Source organism: Microlunatus ginsengisoli, from assembly GCF_039537205.1.
In the GTDB taxonomy this organism is placed as follows: Bacteria; Actinomycetota; Actinomycetes; order Propionibacteriales; family Propionibacteriaceae; genus Microlunatus; species Microlunatus ginsengisoli.
This window is the reverse complement of record NZ_BAABAB010000004.1, coordinates 1-21,938: the sequence shown is the minus strand read 5'-3', so window position 1 is coordinate 21,938 and position 21,938 is coordinate 1. Positions and strand designations below refer to the sequence as shown.

Annotated in this window: 10 protein-coding genes; all 10 read left to right on the top strand. The window is 66.2% G+C overall.

Features of this window, described 5'->3' with window-relative positions:
* Positions 1–2,877: an SNF2-related protein gene (locus ABD747_RS02090; RefSeq protein WP_344801469.1), complete on the top strand. Its 2,877-nt coding sequence runs from the start codon at positions 1–3 to the stop codon at positions 2,875–2,877.
* Positions 2,877–7,526 (top strand): class I SAM-dependent DNA methyltransferase, encoded by a 4,650-nt coding sequence (locus ABD747_RS02085; protein WP_344801427.1) that lies wholly within the window; start codon positions 2,877–2,879, stop codon positions 7,524–7,526. Before ABD747_RS02090 ends, ABD747_RS02085 begins: the two co-directional genes overlap by 1 nt.
* Positions 7,523–13,933 carry a DEAD/DEAH box helicase gene (locus tag ABD747_RS02080; RefSeq protein ID WP_344801426.1) on the top strand — a complete coding sequence of 2,137 codons (6,411 nt, stop codon included), beginning with the start codon at positions 7,523–7,525 and terminating at the stop codon, positions 13,931–13,933. Before ABD747_RS02085 ends, ABD747_RS02080 begins: the two co-directional genes overlap by 4 nt.
* On the top strand, positions 13,923–16,166 hold the full coding sequence (locus ABD747_RS02075) for a UvrD-helicase domain-containing protein (protein WP_344801425.1): 2,244 nt from the start codon (positions 13,923–13,925) through the stop codon (positions 16,164–16,166). The genes ABD747_RS02080 and ABD747_RS02075 overlap by 11 nt, the downstream gene beginning before the upstream one ends.
* A gap of 330 nt (positions 16,167–16,496) precedes the next feature.
* Complete coding sequence (locus ABD747_RS26645) at positions 16,497–16,733, top strand: DUF7662 domain-containing protein (RefSeq protein WP_425562467.1); 237 nt, start codon at positions 16,497–16,499, stop codon at positions 16,731–16,733.
* A complete protein-coding gene (locus ABD747_RS02070) occupies positions 16,730–17,404 on the top strand; it encodes a hypothetical protein (RefSeq protein ID WP_344801424.1) in 675 nt (224 codons plus the stop codon). Before ABD747_RS26645 ends, ABD747_RS02070 begins: the two co-directional genes overlap by 4 nt.
* Positions 17,405–17,893: 489 nt before the next feature.
* Positions 17,894–18,202: a type I restriction-modification system subunit M N-terminal domain-containing protein gene (locus ABD747_RS02065; protein WP_344801423.1), complete on the top strand. Its 309-nt coding sequence runs from the start codon at positions 17,894–17,896 to the stop codon at positions 18,200–18,202.
* Complete coding sequence (locus ABD747_RS02060) at positions 18,199–19,806, top strand: ATP-dependent nuclease (protein ID WP_344801422.1); 1,608 nt, start codon at positions 18,199–18,201, stop codon at positions 19,804–19,806. The genes ABD747_RS02065 and ABD747_RS02060 overlap by 4 nt, the downstream gene beginning before the upstream one ends.
* Positions 19,799–20,935: a UvrD-helicase domain-containing protein gene (locus tag ABD747_RS02055; RefSeq protein ID WP_344801421.1), complete on the top strand. Its 1,137-nt coding sequence runs from the start codon at positions 19,799–19,801 to the stop codon at positions 20,933–20,935. The genes ABD747_RS02060 and ABD747_RS02055 overlap by 8 nt, the downstream gene beginning before the upstream one ends.
* 169 nt (positions 20,936–21,104) lie before the next feature.
* A partial coding sequence (locus ABD747_RS02050; RefSeq protein WP_425562466.1) for an IS256 family transposase occupies positions 21,105–21,938 on the top strand: 834 nt, incomplete at its 3' end.

Below are 21,938 nucleotides of genomic sequence, written 5' to 3'. Positions count from 1 at the left end.
ATGGGTTCCCCGATCGCCCCCGGATCGGTCGTAGTCGTCCGAGATGAGGAATGGCTGGTGACCTCTCTCGACCAGACGACCGACGGTCAGCTGGTCCAGGTGCAGGGCCTGTCCGAGCTCGTGAGCGGCACCACAGCTTCGTTCTACGAGTCGCTCGATGACATCGAGGTGCAGGATCCGGCCACGGCCACACTGGTGGCCGACGACTCCCCCAGCTACCGTCGAGCCCGCCTGTGGCTCGACGCCACGATCCGCAAGACGCCGGTCCCGCTGTCCGATCCGCGCCTCACCGTTTCCACCGGCGCGCTGGCCGACCAGCTCGCCTACCAGCAGGCCGCGGCCCGGCAGGCGCTCGACCCGGACAACCTTCGCCCCCGCATCTTGTTGGCCGACGCGGTGGGCTTGGGCAAGACGCTCGAGATCGGCATGATCCTGAGCGAGCTCGCACGCCGGGGCCGGGCGGATCGCGTACTCATCGTGTGTCCCAAGCACGTGCTGGAGCAGATGCAGCACGAGCTGTGGACGCGGTTCGCGCTGCCGTTCGTGCGGCTGGACTCGCTCGGCGTGCAGCGCGTGCGGCAGGAGCTGCCCGCGACCCGCAACCCGTTCACCTACTTCAAGCGGGTGATCATCAGCATCGACACGCTGAAGCGCGACCGATTCGTACAGGATCTTCGACGTCATCGCTGGGATGCGGTCGTGATCGACGAGTCGCATAACGTCACGAACTCCGCCACCCAGAACAACAAGCTCGCCCGCGTGCTCGCACCCAACACCGACGCGCTGATCCTCGCCTCCGCCACCCCGCACAACGGCCGGGCCGATTCCTTTGCCGAGCTGATCCGTCTGCTCGAACCCACCGCCGTGGCCGCCGACGGCGAGCTGAACACCGCCGAGGTGGCTCGGCTCGTTGTCCGACGCCATCGCCACAGCGACGAGGTTGCCTCGGTCGTCGGTGACGACTGGGCGCAACGCCGCGACCCGCAACACTTTCTGGTCGACGCGTCCCCGGCCGAGAACGACGTGGCCGACGAGCTTGACCAGGTATGGCTGCACCCCCCGTCGGGGCGAAGCGCCTACTCCGGTGCGGCGTCCACGCTGTTCCCCTGGACGCTGGCCAAGGCATTCCTGTCCTCGCCGGCCGCACTAAGTCAGACCATCACCGAGCGCCGGCACCGGCTCAAGAGCGGGTCCGAGGGCGAGCGGGAGAGGGCAGCGCTGGACCGGCTGGCCGAACTCAACGAGCGATGTCTGGATGACCGCGGCGCCAAGTACGCCCGCCTCGTCGACTATCTCCGCGGGATCGGGGTCGCCGCCGACTCGCCGACACGGGCGGTCATCTTCGCCGAACGGGTCAAGACGCTCGAATGGCTGCGCAACGGGCTGGCGGCGGATCTCGGGTTGACCAGCGACGCGGTCGTGACCTTGCACGGTGGCCTGAGCGACGAGCGTCAGCAGGAGGTCGTCGAGTCGTTCAAGCTGTCCGCCTCACCGATACGACTACTGGTGACCGGTGACATCGCCTCCGAAGGCGTCAACCTGCATCTGCAGTGCCATGAGCTGATCCACTTCGACATCCCGTGGAGCCTGATCCGGATCGAGCAACGCAACGGCCGGATCGACCGGTACGGCCAGCGGACACGGCCTCAGATCACGACCCTGCTGCTGCGCCCCGACAACAAGCGTTTCGCCGGAGATCTTCGGGTGTTGTCCCGCCTCTTGGAGCGCGAGCAGGTCGCCCACGCCGCACTCGGTGATGTTGCGAGCCTGATGGGCAAGTACTCGGTGCAACTCGAGGAAGACGAGTTGGCCAGGGTGCTGGCCGGACAGCGGGACTTCGACGATGCCGTGGTCGAGCCGAGCGCGGTAACGGAGGTCGACCCGATTGCTGCCTTCCTGGCCGGCCTCACACCCTCCCCGACCGCCACGTCTCCGACCGACACTGATGCGCCGATCACGGCTGCATCGGGTATCGACACCCTCTACCCCACTGACGTCGACTTCCTGCGAGACGCGCTGGTCGAGATCTACATGACTCCGGAGGCCGACGAGCGAGGCGGCGGGGTCGGTTGGCGTGAGCATCTCGATCACGGCGTGGTCGGGCTCGACCCACCGCCCGACCTGCGGCAGCGGTTGCGAGTGCTTCCGGCAAGCTACCTGCGGAAACGCCGGGTGGACACCCGGCTGACACTGGCGGTCACCGAGCTACGCGGCCGGCAATCACTGGACGACGCTCGGGCGGAAGCTCCGGACGGGCAGGGCGGTACGAGCTGGCCCGAGGCGCACTACCTCGCACCGCTACACCCGGTCCTGGACTGGGCTGCAGACCGCGCACTGAACACTCTCGACCGGCACCAGGTGTTCGTGGTGCGCGGCGAGGTCGAACATCCGACGGTGCTGTTGTGGGGAACGCTGACCAACCGTCGTGGGCAGATCGTCGCCTCCAGTGTGTTGGCCGTTGAGTTCCCCAACCCGGCCAACCTGGCGTTCACCCCCACCACCGTGTACGCATCGGTCGCCGAGGCAGCGATCGCCCTCGGCTTCGACGGCTCGGCCCACAACCCCGGGCCCGTCGCCGGGATCGACCGTCTACAGCCTCTGCTGACGGCGGCGGTCCGGGCCGGAGAGGTCGAGGTGGAGACGCTGACCGCGACCGCCGCCGCCGATGCCACCCGCCGAATCGACGCGTGGCAGCACCGCGCAAGCAGCTGGTCCGACGCCGCGCAACACCTGCAGCAAACGCCGGCGATCAAGCAGCGCCGGGTCGGCGTCAATGCCGAGAGGGCACTAGCCGAAGGGCTGGCTCCCGACCGCGCGCTGGTCCGGCCCTTGATCATGGTCCTGCCACCGGACCACCCCGTGCAGGCGGTGAGCTAATGGCGCGCAGCGAAGCGCTGGTGGTCGTCGAGGACTGGATCAGCGAGCACTTCTTCACCGCGGACAGCCGCAACGAGTCGTTTCACGCGCTGGTGCAAGCCCGCCGCAAGGAGTGGGACGACGTCGGCCCCGCCTCGGTACGCTCGCGCTTCACCTCCAAGCGATCCGACTGGGAGACTAGCCTCGCAGCGCTCTACGACAGCGACGGAGCAGCACGACCCGAGCTGGAGCCGCTGTACGCCGACATCGAAAAGATGCTCGGCTATCGCACCGGCGAATTCACTGTCCGCGAGCACGGACCGGCCCGGTTCTTCGGCAGCCCCGGCGTCGCCGGCGAGCCGTTTGTGATCATCGCGGCCAATCCGATCGCCGACCTCGAGGAGATCACCGACCGGGCCAGCGACACTCTGCGGCAGACCTATCTCACCGACGACGATAAGAAGATCACGTCAACGGCCGAGCTACTCTCCACCCTCTTCGTCGCGCCTAACGGTCCGGCCTTCGCCCTGGTGCTCGCCGGCCGGTGGCTTGTGGTCGCAGACGCCGACCGGTGGCCGGAGGGACGCTACCTCGGTGTCGACCTGCAACTGGTAGCCGAGCGGAACGAGACCAAGCGCGGTGGCGAGATCGACACCGCCCTCACCTGTATCGCGGCACAGTCGCTCGCCCCCGACGCCGACGGAAAGATCTGGTGGTCCGAGGTGTTGGCCGACTCAGTCAAGCACACCGTCGGGGTGAACAAAGACCTCCGCGAGGGCGTACGCCGCTCGGTCGAGATCATCGCCAACGAGGTGGTCGTCCGGCGATCCCAGCAGGGGTCGCCGCCGCTTCCGGCCGAGCAGGCCCAGCCGCTCGCCCGACAATCACTGCGGTTCCTCTATCGCATCCTGTTCCTGCTCTTCGCCGAGGCGTCACCCGAACTCGGCTTGCTGCCCGTGAAGGCGCCGGAGTACGGCCAAGGCTACGGCCTCGACCGACTGCGCGAACTGGTCCTAGTCGAGCTCACCACCGAGCGAGCGCGGCAGGGCGCGCACTTCTACAAATCGCTGTCCCGACTGTTCACTCTGGTAGATAGCGGACACGGCACACCGGCGTCCCGCGCCACGGGTCGATCGAATGACGTCGAGCCCGAGGAGTCTCCGGACACCAACCTCGAGGGACTGGAGTTCAACAGCCTCCGCGCCGACCTCTTCCGTCCAGAGGCCACCGCGCTCATCAACGACGTCGGACTGGGCAACGCCGCACTCCGTGACGTGCTCCGCAGACTGCTGCTCAGCAAGGAGAAGGCGGGGAAGGACCGTGGCTTCATCTCCTACGTAGACCTCGGCATCAACCAATTGGGCGCGGTCTACGAGGGACTGATGTCCTTCACGGGCTTCTTCGCCGAGACCGACCTCTTCGAAGTGGCCAAGGGCGGCAACGCGGAGAAGGGCTCCTGGGTCGTGCCGAGCGACCGGGCCGACGGCATCGCGCTGAGCGACTTCGTCAAGGAACGTGACGAGGTCACCGGCGAGGAGATTCCGGTCCGCCACCCGCGCGGCAGCTTCGTCTACCGACTCTCCGGCCGCCAGCGCCAGCAGTCCGCTTCGTACTACACGCCGGAGGTGCTGACCCGGTTCACCGTCGGCCAGGCCCTGGCCGAGCTGCTCGACCAGGACGGCACGACGACGAGCTCCGAGGAGATCCTCCAAATCACGGTCTGCGAGCCGGCCCTCGGCTCCGGCGCGTTCGCGATCGAGGCCGTGCGACAGCTCGGCGCGGAGTACCTGAAGCGCCGCGAGGTCGAGACCGGCGAGACCGTCCCGCCGGAGAGCTACCGCGACGAACTGCAGCGGGTCAAGGCCTATCTGGCACTGCACCAGGTGTACGGAGTCGACCTCAACGCCACCGCCGTCGAGCTCGCCGAGATCTCGCTCTGGCTCGACACCATGGCGGCCGGCCTGCAGGCCCCATGGTTTGGGTTGCGACTGCGACGCGGCAACTCACTGATCGGTGCCCGACACGCGGTGTACACCCGCGCACAGTGCAACGACAAGAGCTGGCTCGTCGCACCGCCTAGCGATGTGCCGATGAGCGACCTCGCCACGGCCGTCGATCGGAACGAGGCGGTGAGCGGGGTGGACGGACGCATCCACCACTTCCTGCTCCCCGCCGCTGGGTGGGGCGCCACCACCGAGGCGAAGGAGGCGCAGGAACTCAGCACCGCCGCTTGGGCCGCCGTGCGGCAATGGCGCAAGACCATCAAGGCCAAGCCGAGCAAGACGCAGCTGGACGCCCTGGTCGAGATCAGTCGGCGGGTCGAGGTGCTGTGGCAGATCGCCTATCGCAGACTGGTGATCGCCGAGGCCGAGTCCCGCCGCGACATCGAACTGTGGGGACGGACTGTGCTACCCCACGGCACCAGCGTCAGCCGCGAGCAAATCGAGCAGTCACTTGCCGATCCGAACGCCGCCTACCGCCGACTGCGGATGATCATGGACGCCTGGTGCGCCCTGTGGTACTGGCCGCTGCACGGCGCCCAATCCGACCCCAAGACACGACTCGCACCGCCGACGCTCGACCAGTGGATAAACGCACTGCAAGCGATCGTCGGGCGTGACCCGCAACGGCTCCGCAAGGCGGGCATGAGCACCCTCGGCGCCGCCGGAGACTGGGACGCCTTAGCGGAGGCGGAAGGCACCGACCTCGGGTTCGCCCAGGCGAAGCCAATCGAGCAGGTACTTGACGATCATCCGTGGCTAACCGTCTGCCGTGAGGTCGCCGACCAGCAGGGCTTCTTCCACTGGCACCTCGACTTCGCCACCGTCTTCGCCCGCGGCGGCTTCGACCTGCAGGTCGGTAACCCGCCCTGGGTACGACCGGATGCGGACGTCGACGCCCTTCTCGCCGAAGGTGATCCCTGGTGGCAGCTGGCCGTCAAGCCGAGCGAGACAGATCGGGCTCGCAAGCGTGCCGAGACGCTGCGGGAACCGAGCATCGTTGATCTTGTTGCAGCAGGCACGACTGACGTCGTCGCGATACGCGAGTCGGTGAGCGATGCCACCAACTACCCGGTTCTGGCGGGACTACGCCCCGATCTCTACCGCTGCTTCATGGCCCAGACCTGGGCGCACGTCTCGCCACGTGGCGCCATTGGGCTCATCCATCCCGAGACGCACTTTACCGACGACAGAGCGGGCCCATTACGGTGGGAGACATACACGCGCATTCGGCGCCATTGGCAATTTGTCAACGAGTTGCACCTATTTGATATCGGCAACCTGGTAACTTATGGCGTGCACGTCTATTCCGCGCCTCGATCAGTCTCGTTCCTGAACGCGTCCGGCCTTTATCAGCCCGACACGATCGAAAGATCGCTCGCTCACGACGGAAGTGGCCCAGCACCGGGGTTCAAAGGAGACGATGGTTCATGGGACATGCGCCCGCATGCCGGTCGAATCACTAGAGTCGATGAAGAAACACTTGTGACCTGGCACGAAGTGCTAGAGTCTCCGGAAGTTCCGATCCTCCACACACGAATGTTGTACACCGTCAATAGCGCGGTGGCGAGAGTTCTCGCCAAACTGGCCCGCGCCCCACGGCTGGGATCGCTCGGGCTGCAGTTCTCCGCAGGCTGGAACGAGAAGACCGACCGCGAGAAGGGTCGATTCGTCCAGGAGTGGGGCGAGCCGGAGTCCTGGGATGATGTGATCCTGCAAGGTCCGCACCTGCATGTAAATAACCCATTTTACAAGATTCCGAACAAGTCGATGCTTAGTCACAGGGACTGGTCAGCGGTCGACCTGGAAACGCTCGAACCCGACGCCGTCCCGGTCACCGCCTACAAGCCCGCCGGTGATCCCAGAACGTACGAAGCTCTTTACACGCACTGGGGAGAAAAGGGCAAGATCGCCGCCCGTGACCACTACCGACTGGCCTGGCGTGCCATGGCAAACAATACCGGCGAACGGACCTTGATTTCCGCAATAATCCCACCCGGCGCGGCGCATATTCACGGCGTGAATTCCTTGGGTGGTGCGTCGAGCCTACATGATGTCGTGGACGCTGCCGCCTCAGCGAGCTCGTTGCTCGCCGACTTCATGGTTCGGGCGGCCCCCAAGTCGGCAATTACGGGATCAACGATGTCTCGCCTTCCATTGGCGCAAGGCGAGGGAATTGAGTGGCTTCGATTACGGGTATTGCGCCTATCGTGTATGTCTGAAGACTATGCCGCACTTTGGGCCTCGCGGCTTAACACTCAACAGTTTGAAAACGATTCGCCAGAGTGGGATTGCGCTGTTCCTCTGCGTATCGATCTTGACCGTCGTCAGGCACAAGTGGAGATCGACGTGCTAGTAGCGCTTATGCTCGGCGTAACCGCTGAAGAGTTGTGCACCGTTTACCGGACGCAGTTCGCGGTGCTCTACGGGTATGACCACCGCGATTACACCTACGACGGGAACGGTCGGCTGGTGCCGAACCGCGTGCTTAATGCGTGGCGAAAGAAGGGTGACTCAACCACCGAGGAGGACCGCACCGACACCAACCGGGCAGGCAATACCTACGTCTACGAATTGCCGTTCCGGACGTACGACCGCGAGGAGGACATGCGGACCGCCTATGCCGAGTTCGAACGACGGCTGAGGGTCAAGCAGGCGGAGGCGCAGTGAGTCGGCTGCTGCCAACCGCGGAGGCGGAGAACCTGCAGCGGGCGCTGGTTGACTATCTGCGCACCACGTTCGCGCTGGCCGACGCTGAGGCGCAGGTGGCACTGGAGGATTTTCTCCGTCACGAGCAGGACGGCATCTTCCGAGGCCCTTACGTTCGGTTACGGCTGCCGTTCCGTACGGCCGATCCTGGCTGGCAATCGATCCTGAGCTGGCTTCCCGACGGCTTCCGCCCGTATGGCCACCAGGCCAAGGCTTTTCGCCGGCTCTCCAGCAGGGCCGAGGACGGCGGATTCCAACGCCCAAGGCCGACCCTGGTGACCACCGGCACGGGATCGGGCAAGACCGAGGCATTCCTCTACCCGATCCTCGATCACGTGCTCCGGGCCCGCGCAGCGGGGATCACCGGCACGAAAGCCCTGCTGCTCTACCCGATGAACGCACTGGCGAATGACCAGGCACAACGTCTCGCGGATCTGATCACGGCCGACCCGGCTCTGTCCACAGTGACCGCCGCGCTGTACACCGGCGAACAGGCCACCAAGCGCACCATGGTCAGTGCCGAGGGCCTGATCAACGATCGGGAGATCATCCGCGACACCGCGCCAGACATCCTGCTCACCAACTACAAGATGCTCGACCAGCTGCTCCTACGCTACGAGGACCAGCCACTGTGGAGCCAGAGCGCCCACAGCCTGACCTATCTCGTGCTGGACGAGTTCCACACCTACGACGGTGCCCAGGGCACCGACGTGGCCATGCTGCTACGGAGGCTCGGCCTCGCCATGACGAGCTACGGTCGCGTCGACCCGCTCGGTCGACCGCTCGCCGGAGTTACCCCGGTGGCCACCTCGGCCACGCTCGGTGACACCGGCGACCCGAGCGCGATGATCGACTTCGCTGGCACGATCTTCGGCGAGACGTTCGGTGCCGATGCGGTGGTGACCGAGTCGCGCACGTCGCTGTCTGAATGGGTGAACACCTCCCCGGAGCCCGACGACGACCTGATCACCACAGCGAGCCCGGTGATCACCCTGTCCGATGCTGCCGAGTTCGTGAGCGACATGTCGCATGGCGGTGGCGCGGATCGGGTCGAGACTCTCGTCGAGCGGCTGCTCGACCTGCTCACCCCCGAGCGGACCAGGCCGCTGATCATCGGTGCGCCGGACCTTCTCGATGAATGGTCACCGGCCGGATTGCGCGACGCCAAGCTGATCGTCGAACATCCTCAGGTTCAGCGCCTCGTCGAGGCCGCCCGACAGGCGATTCCGCTCGGCCAGGCCGCGGTCGCGTTCTTCGGACCGGACGGTGACAGCGCTGAGGGTGTGCGCTTCGTTTCATCCCTGATCGAGGCGCTGAGCTATCTGCGCGCCGAGATCGGCCGCGGCTTCATCAGCGTCGAGACGCACCTGTGGGTGCGGGAGCTCAGCCGGATCGACCGGGTGGCCATGGGGGTTCCCGCGTTCCGGTGGAGCGACGATGGGCGGGTGGTGCCGGCCACTGCGGTTGATGCGGTGGACGCCGACACCGGCCGTCCTGCTTATCCGGCGATCTACTGCCGGCACTGCGGGCGTTCCGGCTGGGGTGTCGAGCTGGCTCCGACCGGCAGCAATCTCGGTGTCGAGGACGCCCATGAGATCCGCAGCCATCACGCGGCGCGGGAGGGCCGGTTCCGGGCCTTGATCTTCGCTGCCCGTGAGGCGGCGGCCGCGGCCGACACTCGTGGTCTGGCCTGGTTCGACACCAAGGACAAGCAGCTGCTCAGCGCACCACCGGCCGAACAGTCAGACCTGGTCCGTGAAGGACGGGTGCTGCCGGTGCTGCGCCTGGTCGAGGATCCCGACGCCGACTCGAAAGACGACCGCTGCCCGGCGTGCGACCGCGTCGACGGGATCCGGTTCCTCGGCTCGGCGATCGCCACCTTGCTGTCGGTGACCCTCTCGGCCCTGTTCGGCGCCGAACAGATCGATCCGCGTGAGAAGAAGGCGCTCGTCTTCACCGACAGCGTCCAGGATGCCGCGCACCGCGCGGGATTCGTCGAGAGCCGCTCGCACACCCTCACACTGCGGTCCGCGATCCGGGGGGTGATCGACACCCACCCGATCAGCCTCGACCTGGTCGCCGACGAGATCATCCGACAAGCCGGGGACGACCGGTTCCGGCGATACCGGCTGCTTCCGCCCGACACGATCGGCCGCCAACGCTTCGATCCTTTCTGGGCCAAGGACCGGTTCGCCGAGATTCCCAACACCACCCGGCAATGGGTACGCCGCCGGCTGCTGTTCGACGTCGTCTGCGAGTTCGGCGTGCACTCCCGGGTTGGCCGCACCCTCGAGGCGACCGGTGCCGTGGCCGTCGAGGTCGACGCCGGCAGTCCGGCCTCTCTTCTCGTCATGGGCCGTGCTGCGCTGACCTATGGCGACCGGGCGGCCGACCAGCCCGCAATCCCCGGTGGCGATCCCGACGACAGGCAGGTGCTGGCCTGGGTTCGGGGCATCCTGGAGCGGCTGCGTACCCAGGGCGCCATCGACCACGACTGGCTGTCACGCTACGTCCACGACGATGGCAACCGGTTCTTCATTTGGGGTGGTCGGGCCCGCGATCAGGGCATGCCGGCGTTCCCGACGGGCCGGACCGCACCGGCGTTTCCGCGGGTAGGGGCCCGGGTCGAGCGCCGCGCTGAGGTGTTGCTCGACCCGGTGACGAGCACGCAGAGCTGGTTCGCACGGTGGACCGGGCGGGTGCTCGGAGTCGAGGCGGGGCATGGAGCCCGCCTTGCCCGGGCGCTGCTCGATCGGCTGCACCGGGCCGGTGTTCTCAGCGCGGTGACGACGAAGACGGGCGGGACGGCGTACGGAATCTCACCGACGCTGGTCACCGTCGCGGCGACCGACACCGCCGCCTACCTGCGCGGTGACTATTCGTTGCGGTGCTCAATCTGCGGCACAGAGCAGTACGGCAGCCGGACGACGACCGCCCAGCTCGACGGTGCGCCCTGTCCGCTCGTGCGGTGCGGTGGCCACCTCGAACGAGCCGAGGCCATCGACAACTACTACCGCCAGCTCTACGCGAATACCGACATGCGGCGGATCGTGGCCCGCGAGCACACCAGCCTGCTCGACGACCAGTTACGGCTGGCGTATGAGACCGGCTTCAAGGCGGGCGGGAACGACCCGAGCGTGCCCAACGTCTTGGTGGCGACGCCGACGCTCGAAATGGGTATCGACATCGGTGACCTGTCCGCCGTCGTGCTGGCCTCCCTGCCGCGGACCGTCTCGTCGTACCTGCAACGGATCGGGCGGGCGGGCCGGCTCACCGGCAATGCACTGGACCTGGTCTTCGTCACCGGCCGTGGGGTGAACCTGCCACGGCTGGCCGAGCCCCAGTCGCTGATCGACGGACCGGTCCGGCCGCCCGCGACGTACCTGAACGCCGAGGAGATCCTGCGCCGCCAGTACCTCGCCTCGCTCGTCGACGCCATGGCCCGCGACCCGCAGGCGCGACACCCGGCACGGGCCACGGCCGCCATGCGGACCCCGGCTGCGGACACGTTCCTGGGCGAGCTGATCACTCTCGCGGAGTCGAGCACGCACGGCCTGCTGGCGGCCTTTCTCGACCGTTTCGACGGGCTCACCGACGAGACAGTGGAGCGCCTGCGCGCCTGGGCGACCGCCGAGCCCGGCGTCCCGTACAGCAGCCGACTGGCTCAGCAGGTGATCGCGGCGGCCGCGGAATGGCAGCAGGCGGTCGAGTCTCTTCGCTATCGCCGGCAGGCCATCGAACAGGCGTTACCCGAACTGCAGCAGCGCGCCGCCACCACGGCCGCCGAGGACGACCAACGCGCGGCCCGGGCGGCCGAGGCGTCGCTGCGGCAGACGAAAGCGGCGCTCGCGGTCCAGCGCGGCACGTATTGGATTCAGGTGTTGGAGGAGTACGGGCTGCTGCCCAACTACACCCTGCTCTCGGACAGCGTGACGCTGGATGTCGCCGTCAGCTGGCTTGATCCGGAGACGCAGCAGTGGGACTCCTCACCGATCAACCACCGCCGCTCCTCCGCTCTGGCCCTGCGCGAGTTCGCCCCGGGGGCCACCTTCTACGCCCAGGGGATGGAGATCGAGATTGACGCCGTCGACCTGGGCACCGACGCCGAAGCGATCCGCGACTGGGCACTCTGCGCGGCCTGCGGCTATGCCCAGGAGCTCGGTTCGTCCACGTCAGGGACCTCCTCATCGGGCCCCTCGTCGTCGGGCTCGCCGTCGGCCGGTAGCCTCCCGGCGGTGTCAACCTGCCCACGGTGCGGCAGCGGCGCGATCGGGGATGCCGGGCAGCGTTTCAAGATGGTCGAGCTGACCCGGGTCTCGGCACAGGCCCACCGCGACGAGGCCCGGATCAACGATCGCCGGGAGGAGCGCCGCCGCGCCCGGTTTTCGGTTGTCGCCGCCGCCGACATCGACCCTGCGTACGTGGGTCGCCGCTGGTTCGTCGAGGGCGGCGGATTCGGAGTGCGGTATCTGCGTCGGCTCACATTGCGCTGGCTGAACGTCGGTCGGCGAACCGGCATCGGCGCCCAACGCAGCATCGCCGGCGAAACGCTGCCGGCCAATCTGTTCCGGCTCTGCGTCGGCTGCGGCGTCCTCGACCAGACCACGAGGGCCAACCGGCCCGACGAGCACCGCGCATGGTGCCGATACCGCACCGCCACCACCGAGCACATCGAGTCGGTCGTGCTCAGCCGGACCCTGATCACCCAGGGCGCGGTCATGCCGCTGCCCTGGTCGGTCAGCCTCAGCGACGGTCATGCGGTGCCCAGCCTCGAGGCCGCCATCCTGCTCGGGCTGCGGGAACGCTTCGGCGGCGCGCCGGACCACATCGGCGTGCTGACCGCGGTGGACCCCAGCCCCGGCGGGGACAACCGCACCGCCCTGCTGCTGCACGATCTCGTCCCCGGCGGAACCGGATACCTGGCCGAGTTCGCCAGGCCGCAGCGGGTGTGGGAGCTGATGCGCGCGGCCTGGCAATTGGTCGCGGCCTGTCCGTGTCAGGACGAAGGGCGCAACGCCTGTCACCGCTGCCTGCTGCCGTTCGCCCCGCCGAGCCGGCCCGACCTCGTCTCGCGGGCGTCGGCCGAACGTCACCTGCGGCAGATCCTGACCGAGGGCACAGGGTTCGGCGAACCGCCCGAGGAGATGGCCTGGTCGTGCACCGAGACCGAGCCGCCACCGGCGAAGGCGCTGGAATCGCATCTGGAGCTGTACTTCCGACGCGCCTTCACCGATCTCGCCAAAGGACTATCGGCGACCGTGACCGAACTGCCCGGACCCAAGGGAACAACGGTCCAAGTCGTGTTCCCGGGCTCGCGGACCTGGCTGCTGGAGCCCCAGGTGAACGTGCTGGACTCCAAGCCCGACTTCGTCTTGAGCAGCACCGACACCAACGTGCCGAAGATGGCCATCTTCACCGACGGGTACGCCTTCCACGCCTCGCCCGCGCACCGCGACATCTTGGCGGCCGACGCGACCAAACGCACCAACCTCCGTGACGCCGGCTACTTCGTCGTGTCGGTGGTGGCGGCCGACCTCGACGACAGCACCGTCGGAACACTCCCCCGGTGGTGGTCCGAGCGGGCGGCTGGTGGGCTGATCCGTCAGGCACCGAGCATCGTCGGCTGGCTGCCTCGGGTCAAGGAAGGCCCGCTGGCAGTGATCCGGGCCTGGCTGCAGACTCCGAAAGCCGACGTCCAGCAGGCGCTCGCCCACGTTGTGCCGATGATGCTTGCCGCGGAGTCCGAGGTCTGCACCGTCGATTCGACCGGGCCGCTGGCGTCGGCGGCCGGGTCACGGCTCGCGGGCAACGCTGCCGGTGGCTCGGCGGCCGGCTACTGGTGGCACACCGGCGCTGTGGGTGTGCTGACTCGGGTCGTCGGCTCGCTGATCGAGACAGCCGTCGTGCTCGACGACCGGCCCGCAGCCGTCGATCATCACGACTTCCGGTCGTCGTGGCAGGCCTGGCTGAGCCTCGGCAACGCGCTCCAGCTCGGCACACAACCGATCGACTGGGTGACGATGTCGACAGTCGGCACCACGCTGCGTCGCGTGCCGGACTCGACCCGCGAGATCGCCGTTCCCGTCGGATGGCGGCCCGTCCTGGCGGCCGCCGCCGACGCCGCCCAGCGTGAGCTGGTGCTGGCCCTGGCCGCGTCGTCACTCCCGCCGCCCGCCGAGGTGGGCGCGGAGATCGAGGGCTTGCTGGTCGACTTCAGCTGGCCCGATCAGCGTGTTGCGGTCCTCTTCGAGAACGTCGACGACGAACTCGCTGCCGAGTTCGCGGAACTGCGCTGGCGCTTGGTGGCCGCCACGGTGGACGACGTGGTCACCGCGATGAAGGAGAGCGAGGCGGCGAATGCCGAGTAGCACGCTGATCATGGGAAAGCCGGTCACCAAGCTGGCGAAGGACCTGCGCCGGGACACCTACGCCTTCTTGGAGAAGCTGACCGAGAACGACGCGTCACCAGGTCTGCACATCGAACCCATCACCAACGCCAAGGACCCTCGCGTCCGGACGGGCAGGGTGACCCAGCAGTACCGGGCAGTGCTGTTCCGCCTCGACGGCCCGTCACAGCCCGCATACGTCTTCATCGGCGTCTGGAACCACGACGACGCGATCGAGCGTGCCCAGAAGACTGTGCTCAAGGTCAACCCGGTCAACGGGGTCAGCGAAGTCCATGTCGTCGACGCCGCGCCTGCCGAGCCGGTTCCGGCGATCCGGCCCGAGCAGCCGCCGGTGGCCGGAACAGCACCGACGCCCGGCAGCGATGCTCACCCCGTGCTCGGCTACACCACAGCCGAGCTGCAGGACCTGGGCTTCGACCCGCTCCTCGCGGCAAGGGCAGCCGCGGCGACCAGCGACGACGAACTCTTGCAGCTCGCAGCGGACGCCGTCGAGTGGCAGGGCTTGGCCCTGCTCGACCTATCCGCCGGTACCCCGCTTCCCGAGGTCAAGGCCAAACTCGGGCTCGACCTGCCGCCGACGGCGCCGACGGGTCAGTCCGCGGACGAGCAGGCGCTGCGTGGCTTCGAGCACCCGGCGGCCAAGATCAGCTACACCTTCATCGAGGACAACGACGAGCTGCGCCGGATCATCGAAGAGGGGACGTTCGGTGCCTGGCGTGTCTTCCTGCACCCCGAACAGCGTGCCTACGCCGAGCGTTCCTACCGTGGCGCGTTTCGGCTGACCGGCGGTGCTGGCACCGGCAAGACGGTGGTTTTGGTGCACCGCGCGGCGATCCTGGCCAACCGATCTCCCGCCGCCCGGCTGCTGCTCACGACGTTCACCACCAACCTGGCAGCCGAGTTGTCGAGGAGCCTGCATCAGCTGGATCCCGAGGTGGCGCAGGCGCAATCGCTCGGTGATCCAGGCGTGTTCGTCGCCGGGCTCGACGCCGTCGCCAGCTCAGTCATCAAGACTGCCGGGGCAGAGATCGGGGCGGCCCGCTCGGCCGTTCTTGGAAACGAGACGGGTGGTGTCACCAAACGCACCGACAGGATCGCCGCGTGGAAGGACGCCATCGATGCCGGCGGCGGCAACCTACCCACCTCCCTGCGTTCGGTTGCCTTTCTCGACGCCGAGTACGGCGCGGTCATCCTGCCGCACCGGATCGTCGATCTGACCGGCTACCTTCGCGTCCGGCGACCGGGACGCGGGATCCGGTTGAGCCGCGGTGAACGCACCGCTGTCTGGCACGTGGTCGAGTCGTACCGGTTGAGCGCTCGCGCCGCCGGAAGCATCGACTTCGCCGAAGCGGCGACAATCGCCGCCGCACACCTCGATCTCGACGCCGCAAAGGGCGGCAGCCGTCCGTTCAACCACGTGCTGATCGACGAGGCACAAGACCTCTCGCCCACACACTGGCAGCTCAGCCGTGCCCTCGTGGACCAGGGACCGGACGACCTCTTCATCGCCGAGGACACGCACCAGCGCATCTACGGACGTCGGGTGACCCTCAAGCAGTTCGGCATCGGTGTCCAGGGCCGGTCTCGACGCCTCGCCCTCAATTACCGCACCACGGCTCAGAACCTCCGGTTCGCGTTGCAGGTTCTAGCGCCCGGGTCGTTCACTGACCTCGAAGAGGAAACGGAGAGCTCTGCCGGCTACCGCTCGGCCCGCGGCGGCCCCGATGTCACCCTGCGGCCAACCGCCTCGATCTCGGCCGAGCTCGACGCAGCCGCCGAGCAGATCCGCAGCTGGCTGAAGCAGGCTGAAGCTGATCATCAGCCTCCCGAATCCATCGCTGTCCTGGTACGCGATCGTCTCGACCGCGATCGGGTCGTCGCGGGTCTCGCCGAGCGCGGAATCACCATCCGCTCAGTCGATCGAGAAGCCGTCCCCAGCGGATCACCGGTGACGATGACCATGCACCGCGCGAAAGGGACCGAGTTCTTGTACGTCCTCCTGTTCGGAGTCAGCGCCGCCTCCCTGCCGAGAGGATTCACCGAGTACGAGTACTCCGACGACGAGGTCGCCGACGCGCTCCTACGTGAACGGTCACTTCTCTACGTCGCCGCCACCCGAGCGCGCGACCAGCTAGCCGTGTCCTGGTCCCGAGACGCCAGCCCACTGCTCCCCGACTGTGGCACGACAGCATGACGGATGGTCGCGCATTGAGCATTCAGCACGTCGCCCCGGAGTGCCGCTCCATGTTCTGGATCACGGCGGCCACCCTTCGGTTCGAGCGTGGTTTGATCGCGGAACGGACCTGCGCAGGTTTGACAGTGCGTGACCGGACCGGATCCCCGGCCGGCCCATCCAGGTCAATTAAGACCGGCTTCGGCAGATCCGGTGACCTCGACCGGAGGGCCTCCCCATCGCCAAATCGCGACGGTGATGTCGACGAGTGTGCGATCGACTGGGTGCAGTCGTCAGCGAGCCGCTAGGTCTCGGTCAGCTGGCCGGCTCGCCGCGTAAGGAGGACGGATCATGAAGTACGACGGTCTCCGTCAGCATCTGCAGGCCCGCGCCCAGTCACCTTGGAGGGCGAGATTCTCCGAGGTCGAGGCGCTTCCCGGCGGTCTCCCGCCAAGCGCTTACAACCATGCTGCTTGGTGGTCCAACAGTCAGAGTCATCCCGAGGCTGTCGCCTGGCTGGCTGCCGGCTGGCGTACCGAGGCTGTGAACCTGACGTCGCGCACTGTCACGTTCGTTCGGTCATCATGACCGACGATCTCAGCCGCGAGATCGCTCGACTGATGACCTTCCTCGACAACGCGCCGCTGACGCTGGCCATTCGTGATCTTGAGCAGGAACTGGATGGTTCCAACGCAGAGACGGCGGCGCGAGTCATCGCCGGCGCGGGTATCGACCACGAGCTGCTCGCCGCCGCAGTCGTCACCAGACAACACCTGGGTCGCATCAATGACCTCATCCACGCGAGCGCCATCAGCTTGATCCTTCCGACCATCCTGGACTCGGACGAGGTCGTGCTGGGCCGTCCGTCGCTCGCGGCCGGCAACGACCCCTCACGCCCGTTCGATCTCCAAACCAACAAGCGCGTCGCAGAGTTCAAACTCGCCCGCTGGGCGGGAGCCGATGCAATGCGGAAGCGTGGAGTCTTCCAAGACCTCGTGCACCTGGCCGCCGACACCTCCGGTCGACGAGCCCAGCTCTTCGTGGTGGGCCAGGCACCCATCATGTTCCTGCGCGGCTCCACGTCGACCGCACAATGGGGGCTGGATCGGGCAACCACCCTCCGAGCGACGTTCGAGCAACGGTTCGGTCCGCTGACGATGCCGATTCGCCAGTTCACCGAAGGCCCAGGGGGCCTCGTCGAGCTCGTCGACCTCCTTCCGCTGCTGCCCGCACTCGAGCACCACTTCGCCGCCGGATAGCCCTCAGCCGACCGGGCCTTTCCGCGGGCGGGGTCATGCGGCGACGGACCCAGCGCGCGTCAAGATAGAATCGAGCACTCCCAACCGTCGCCGCAAGGCGGACGGTTTGCGGACGGATCAGCTGCTGTCACGGATTGAGCGTGGGGGATCTGTGCTGACAGCGTGCCTGGTTTCGGCGAATGCTTCCAAGAGAGCCCACAGGGGCGCCCCCGAGAAGCGCGCCTTCTGAGTAATTCACGATAAACGTGAAGTGAGAGTTACATTGTTGGAGACTGAAAGCGTCGGTCGAGCGGTGCGCCCCCAAATCCTCGCCTACATCGTCACCTCCAGCGGCGCGCCCACGGCGCCCGTGTCAGACGGTACGGCTATCTTGATGTGCGAGTTTGCACAGAATTAACGCACGTCCACCGCGGCGTGGAGGAGACCTAGCTGCATGAGCGACCCACCGACAAACCAGGACCGAAGCAGCCAGACCGCGAGGATGGCGGCGTGACGGTGGTCCTCAAAAAGTCGGACGTGCACAGCGCGCTCTGGGCCGGAGCGGACGAGCTTCGTGGTGGCATGGACGCCAGCCAGTACAAGGACTACGTCCTGACGCTGCTCTTGGTGAAGTATGTCGGACAAGGCCAAGGCCGACCCGAACAGCCTCATCGGGGTGCCCGAGAGCGCTTCGTTCGACAATCTCGTCTCATTCCGCGGGCAGAGCGACATCGGCGACAAGGTCAACAAGGCCATGCGCAAGCTTGCGGACGGCAACGCCTCAACGGTGCGCCGCTGGCGGAAGAGGCGTGGACATGATCGAGAAGGTCCGAATACGGGGCTATCGGAAGTTCAGAGACCTGACTTTCGAGCCGCATGCCCGCTTTAACATCCTTGTTGGTGACAACGAGTCGGGGAAGTCGACCCTCCTCGAGGCGATAGGCCTAGCGCTGACCGGTCGAGTCAACGGTCGGCCTGCGACTGAAGAATTCAATCCCTTCTGGTTCAACCGGGATGATGTGGCTAGCTTCTTCGAGGCCCGCGGACGTGGACAGCAGGCTGCGCCACCAGTCATCGACATTGAAGTGTTTCTCGCTGATCGCGACGAATTCGCCCGCCACCTACTTGGGGCGCACAACTCCGACCTGCCGACTCGTGAGTGCGCCGGTGTCCGCCTGCGCATCGAGCCGAACCCTGAGTATGCCGCGGAGATCGAGGCCCACCTGGCATCGGAGACTGCGATCATCCCGGTCGAGTACTACAGGGTCGACTGGCGCTCCTTCAGCGACATGGTCCTAACTGCGCGACCAAAGGAACTAACTACGGCGATCATCGATTCGCGCACGATCCGGTCGAGCAACGGCGTCGACTACCACCTGCGGCAGATCCTGAACGACCACCTGAAGACTGAGGCGAAGGCACAGGTGTCCTTGGCATTCCGCAAAGTCAAGGAACAGATGACCAACGAGCACCTCAAGGCCGTCAATGACGAAATGAAGGAGCTCGGGGGCGCTCTGGATGACAAGCTCATCTCGCTTGCTATGGATCAGTCCTCGCGTGGGTCGTGGGACTCAAGCGTCGTGCCACACGTTTCGGAGTTGCCGTTCGCGATGGCAGGCCAGGGTCAGCAGGCTGCCATCAAGATTGCGCTCGCCATGAGCCGAGAAGCTGACCGCGCCCGGGTAGCGATGGTTGAGGAGCCCGAGAATCATCTGTCGCACACCAGTCTCAACGTGTTGCTCAGGCGGATCGAAGACCTGGCCGGGGACGAGCAGCAACTGCTCGTCACGACACACAGCTCCTACGTTCTCAATCGCCTCGGTCTGGACGGACTGCGGCTCGTCTCTGGTGGCACGGTCGCCAAGTTCGGCGGACTGACCGAAGACACCGTCAACTATTTCAAGAAATTGCCTGGTTACGACACGCTGCGCATGGTGCTGACCGACAAGTTCGTCCTGGTCGAAGGCCCATCCGATGAGATGCTGTTCGAGCGGTTCTACAAGGACACGACCGGACACCGGCCGATCGAGGACGGCGTTGATGTGTTCTCGATGCGCGGGCTATCACTGGCGCGTTGCCTCGAAGTTGCACAGCTTGTCGACAAGCACTGCGCGGTGCTTCGCGACAACGACGGCAAGCAGCCAGCGGAGCTAGTGACCGAACTCGGCGACCTCGTGGACGGCACGCGGCGGAAGGTCTTCATCGGCGAACCTACGCTCGGGACTACGCTCGAACCTCAGATACTCACAGCCAATCCGAACGACACCAAGATGCGTCGCATCCTGGGAGTCACCGACCGAGCTGACCTTGAGACCTGGATGACCAACGCCAAGACCGAGGCTGCGCTCCGTATCGCCGAGTCCGCTGAGACCTTGACTCCGCCTCTGTACTTCAAGGAGGCGATCGAGTTCATCCGTGGCTAGCAACAACCATCTGACGCTGGCGGTAGCTGGCTCCGGGAAGACGAAGGGCATCGTTGACGCGTGCGCGGCCGCCGACCCGCATGAGCCGATCTTGGTGTTGACCTACACCTCGGCGAACCAGCAGGAGTTGGGCAACCGTCTCGCGACCGACGTCGGGAACCACCACAACATCGAAGTCAGTGGGTGGTTCTCATTCCTGATCGGCCACTTCGTCCGTCCATACCTGCCGTTCGCATACTCGAACAAGCGCGTTCGTGGCTTCGACTTCAAAAGCGAGCCTCAGCAGGGTGTGGCCAACGAAGAGTGGCGACGGTACTTCAACAAGCAGAGTGAGGTACGCAAGGTTCATCTTGCTCAGATTGCGCACCGCGTGAATGAAGCGGCCGGCGGCGCTCCCGTTCGCAGACTCGAGCGGGTCTACGACCGAATCTTCATCGATGAGGTTCAAGACCTGTGCGGATGGGACCTGGAGATTCTACGACTCCTGATGGCATCGCAGATCCCGCTTGAGATGGTTGGCGATGTGCGCCAGGCCATCCTCGTTACCAACAGTCGTGAGCGCAAGAACAAGCAATTCAAGTTCATGAAGATCTGGGACTGGTTCAAGGCCCAAGAGAAGGCCAAGCGGCTGACGATCAACCAGGAGAGCAACACCTATCGTTGCCGCCCTGAGATTGCTCAGCTCGCTGACTCACTCTTCGCCACAGGCAGAGGGTTCGATCCGACGGTCTCGAAGAACGACACTGTGACGGACCACGATGGAGTCTTCCTTGTGAAGTCATCGGACGTGGAGGCCTACGTCCGGGAGTACAGTCCGCTCCTTCTGCGTCGAACGGTTGCCTCGGGACGCAAGCTCGACCACCTCGCACCGATGAACATCGGTGTGTCGAAGGGGCTCGGTCGCAAGCACGTACTCATCCATCCAACGAACGACGTGATGAAGTTGCTTCGACAAGGAACACCGCTTGACGAGCAGCCCGCCGCCTACCTCTATGTGGCGGTAACCCGGGCCGAGCAGAGCGTGGCGTTCATTGTCGACGATCCCGGCGGCTGTCAGCATCCACACTGGGCACCTCCCCAACGGCGCACCCGACTGAGCGATCAGCGGACAACCTCGTCGCTCGCCTGATGGTCCGGGCGCTATAGCGGACGCCCAGCATCTCCGTAGGCGGGTCGGCTTACGGCGACGGCGCCCGTCCGGTGGACCGACGGCTTGCGGACAGCCCATAGCGCGGGACTGTCCCGGTAACGGTGTTTCCGGCCCAACGCGCTGATGGATGGTCAGCGGGGAAGGTGCCGTGATGACGACACTGGAGGTTGTGCCGAAGAAGAGTAAGCCGGACTCCTCTGCGGAGGAGCTGGCGGCGAAGGAGCTGGTCCGGCTGGCCCGAGAGCAGGGCTTGTCCTTGACCGGGCCGGACGGGCTGCTCAAACAGTTCACCAAGAGTGTGCTCGAGACGGCGCTGAACGAGGAGATGACCGAGCACCTCGGCCACGAGAAGCATCGGGCCCCGGCCGATCGAGACTCGGCCAATGTCCGGAACGGGACCCGGCCGAAGACGGTGTTGACCGAAGCCACCGGCCAGGTGGAGATCGACGTCCCGCGCGACCGGGACGGATCGTTCGAGCCGCAGATCGTGAAGAAGCGGCAACGTCGGCTGACCGGGGTCGACGAGATCGTTCTCTCCTTGTATGCGAAAGGGCTGACCACCGGGGAGATCAGTGCGCACTTCGCCGAGATCTACGGGGCCTCGGTGAGCAAGGAAACCGTCTCTCGGATCACTGACAAGGTGATGGAGGAGATGACCGACTGGGCCAACCGACCCCTCGACGCCGTCTACGCCGCGGTCTTCATCGACGCGATCGTGGTGAAGGTGCGCGACGGCCAAGTCGCGAACCGGCCCATCTACGCCGCGATCGGGGTCTCGTTGGCCGGTGAGAAGGACGTTCTCGGGCTGTGGGCCGGCACCGGCGGGGAGGGTGCGAAGTTCTGGCTGTCCGTGCTCACTGATCTGAAGAACCGTGGCGTCAACGACGTGTTCTTCCTGGTCTGCGACGGGCTGAAGGGCCTTCCCGACGTGGTCAGCAACGTGTGGCCACTCACCACGACTCAAACCTGCATCATCCATTAT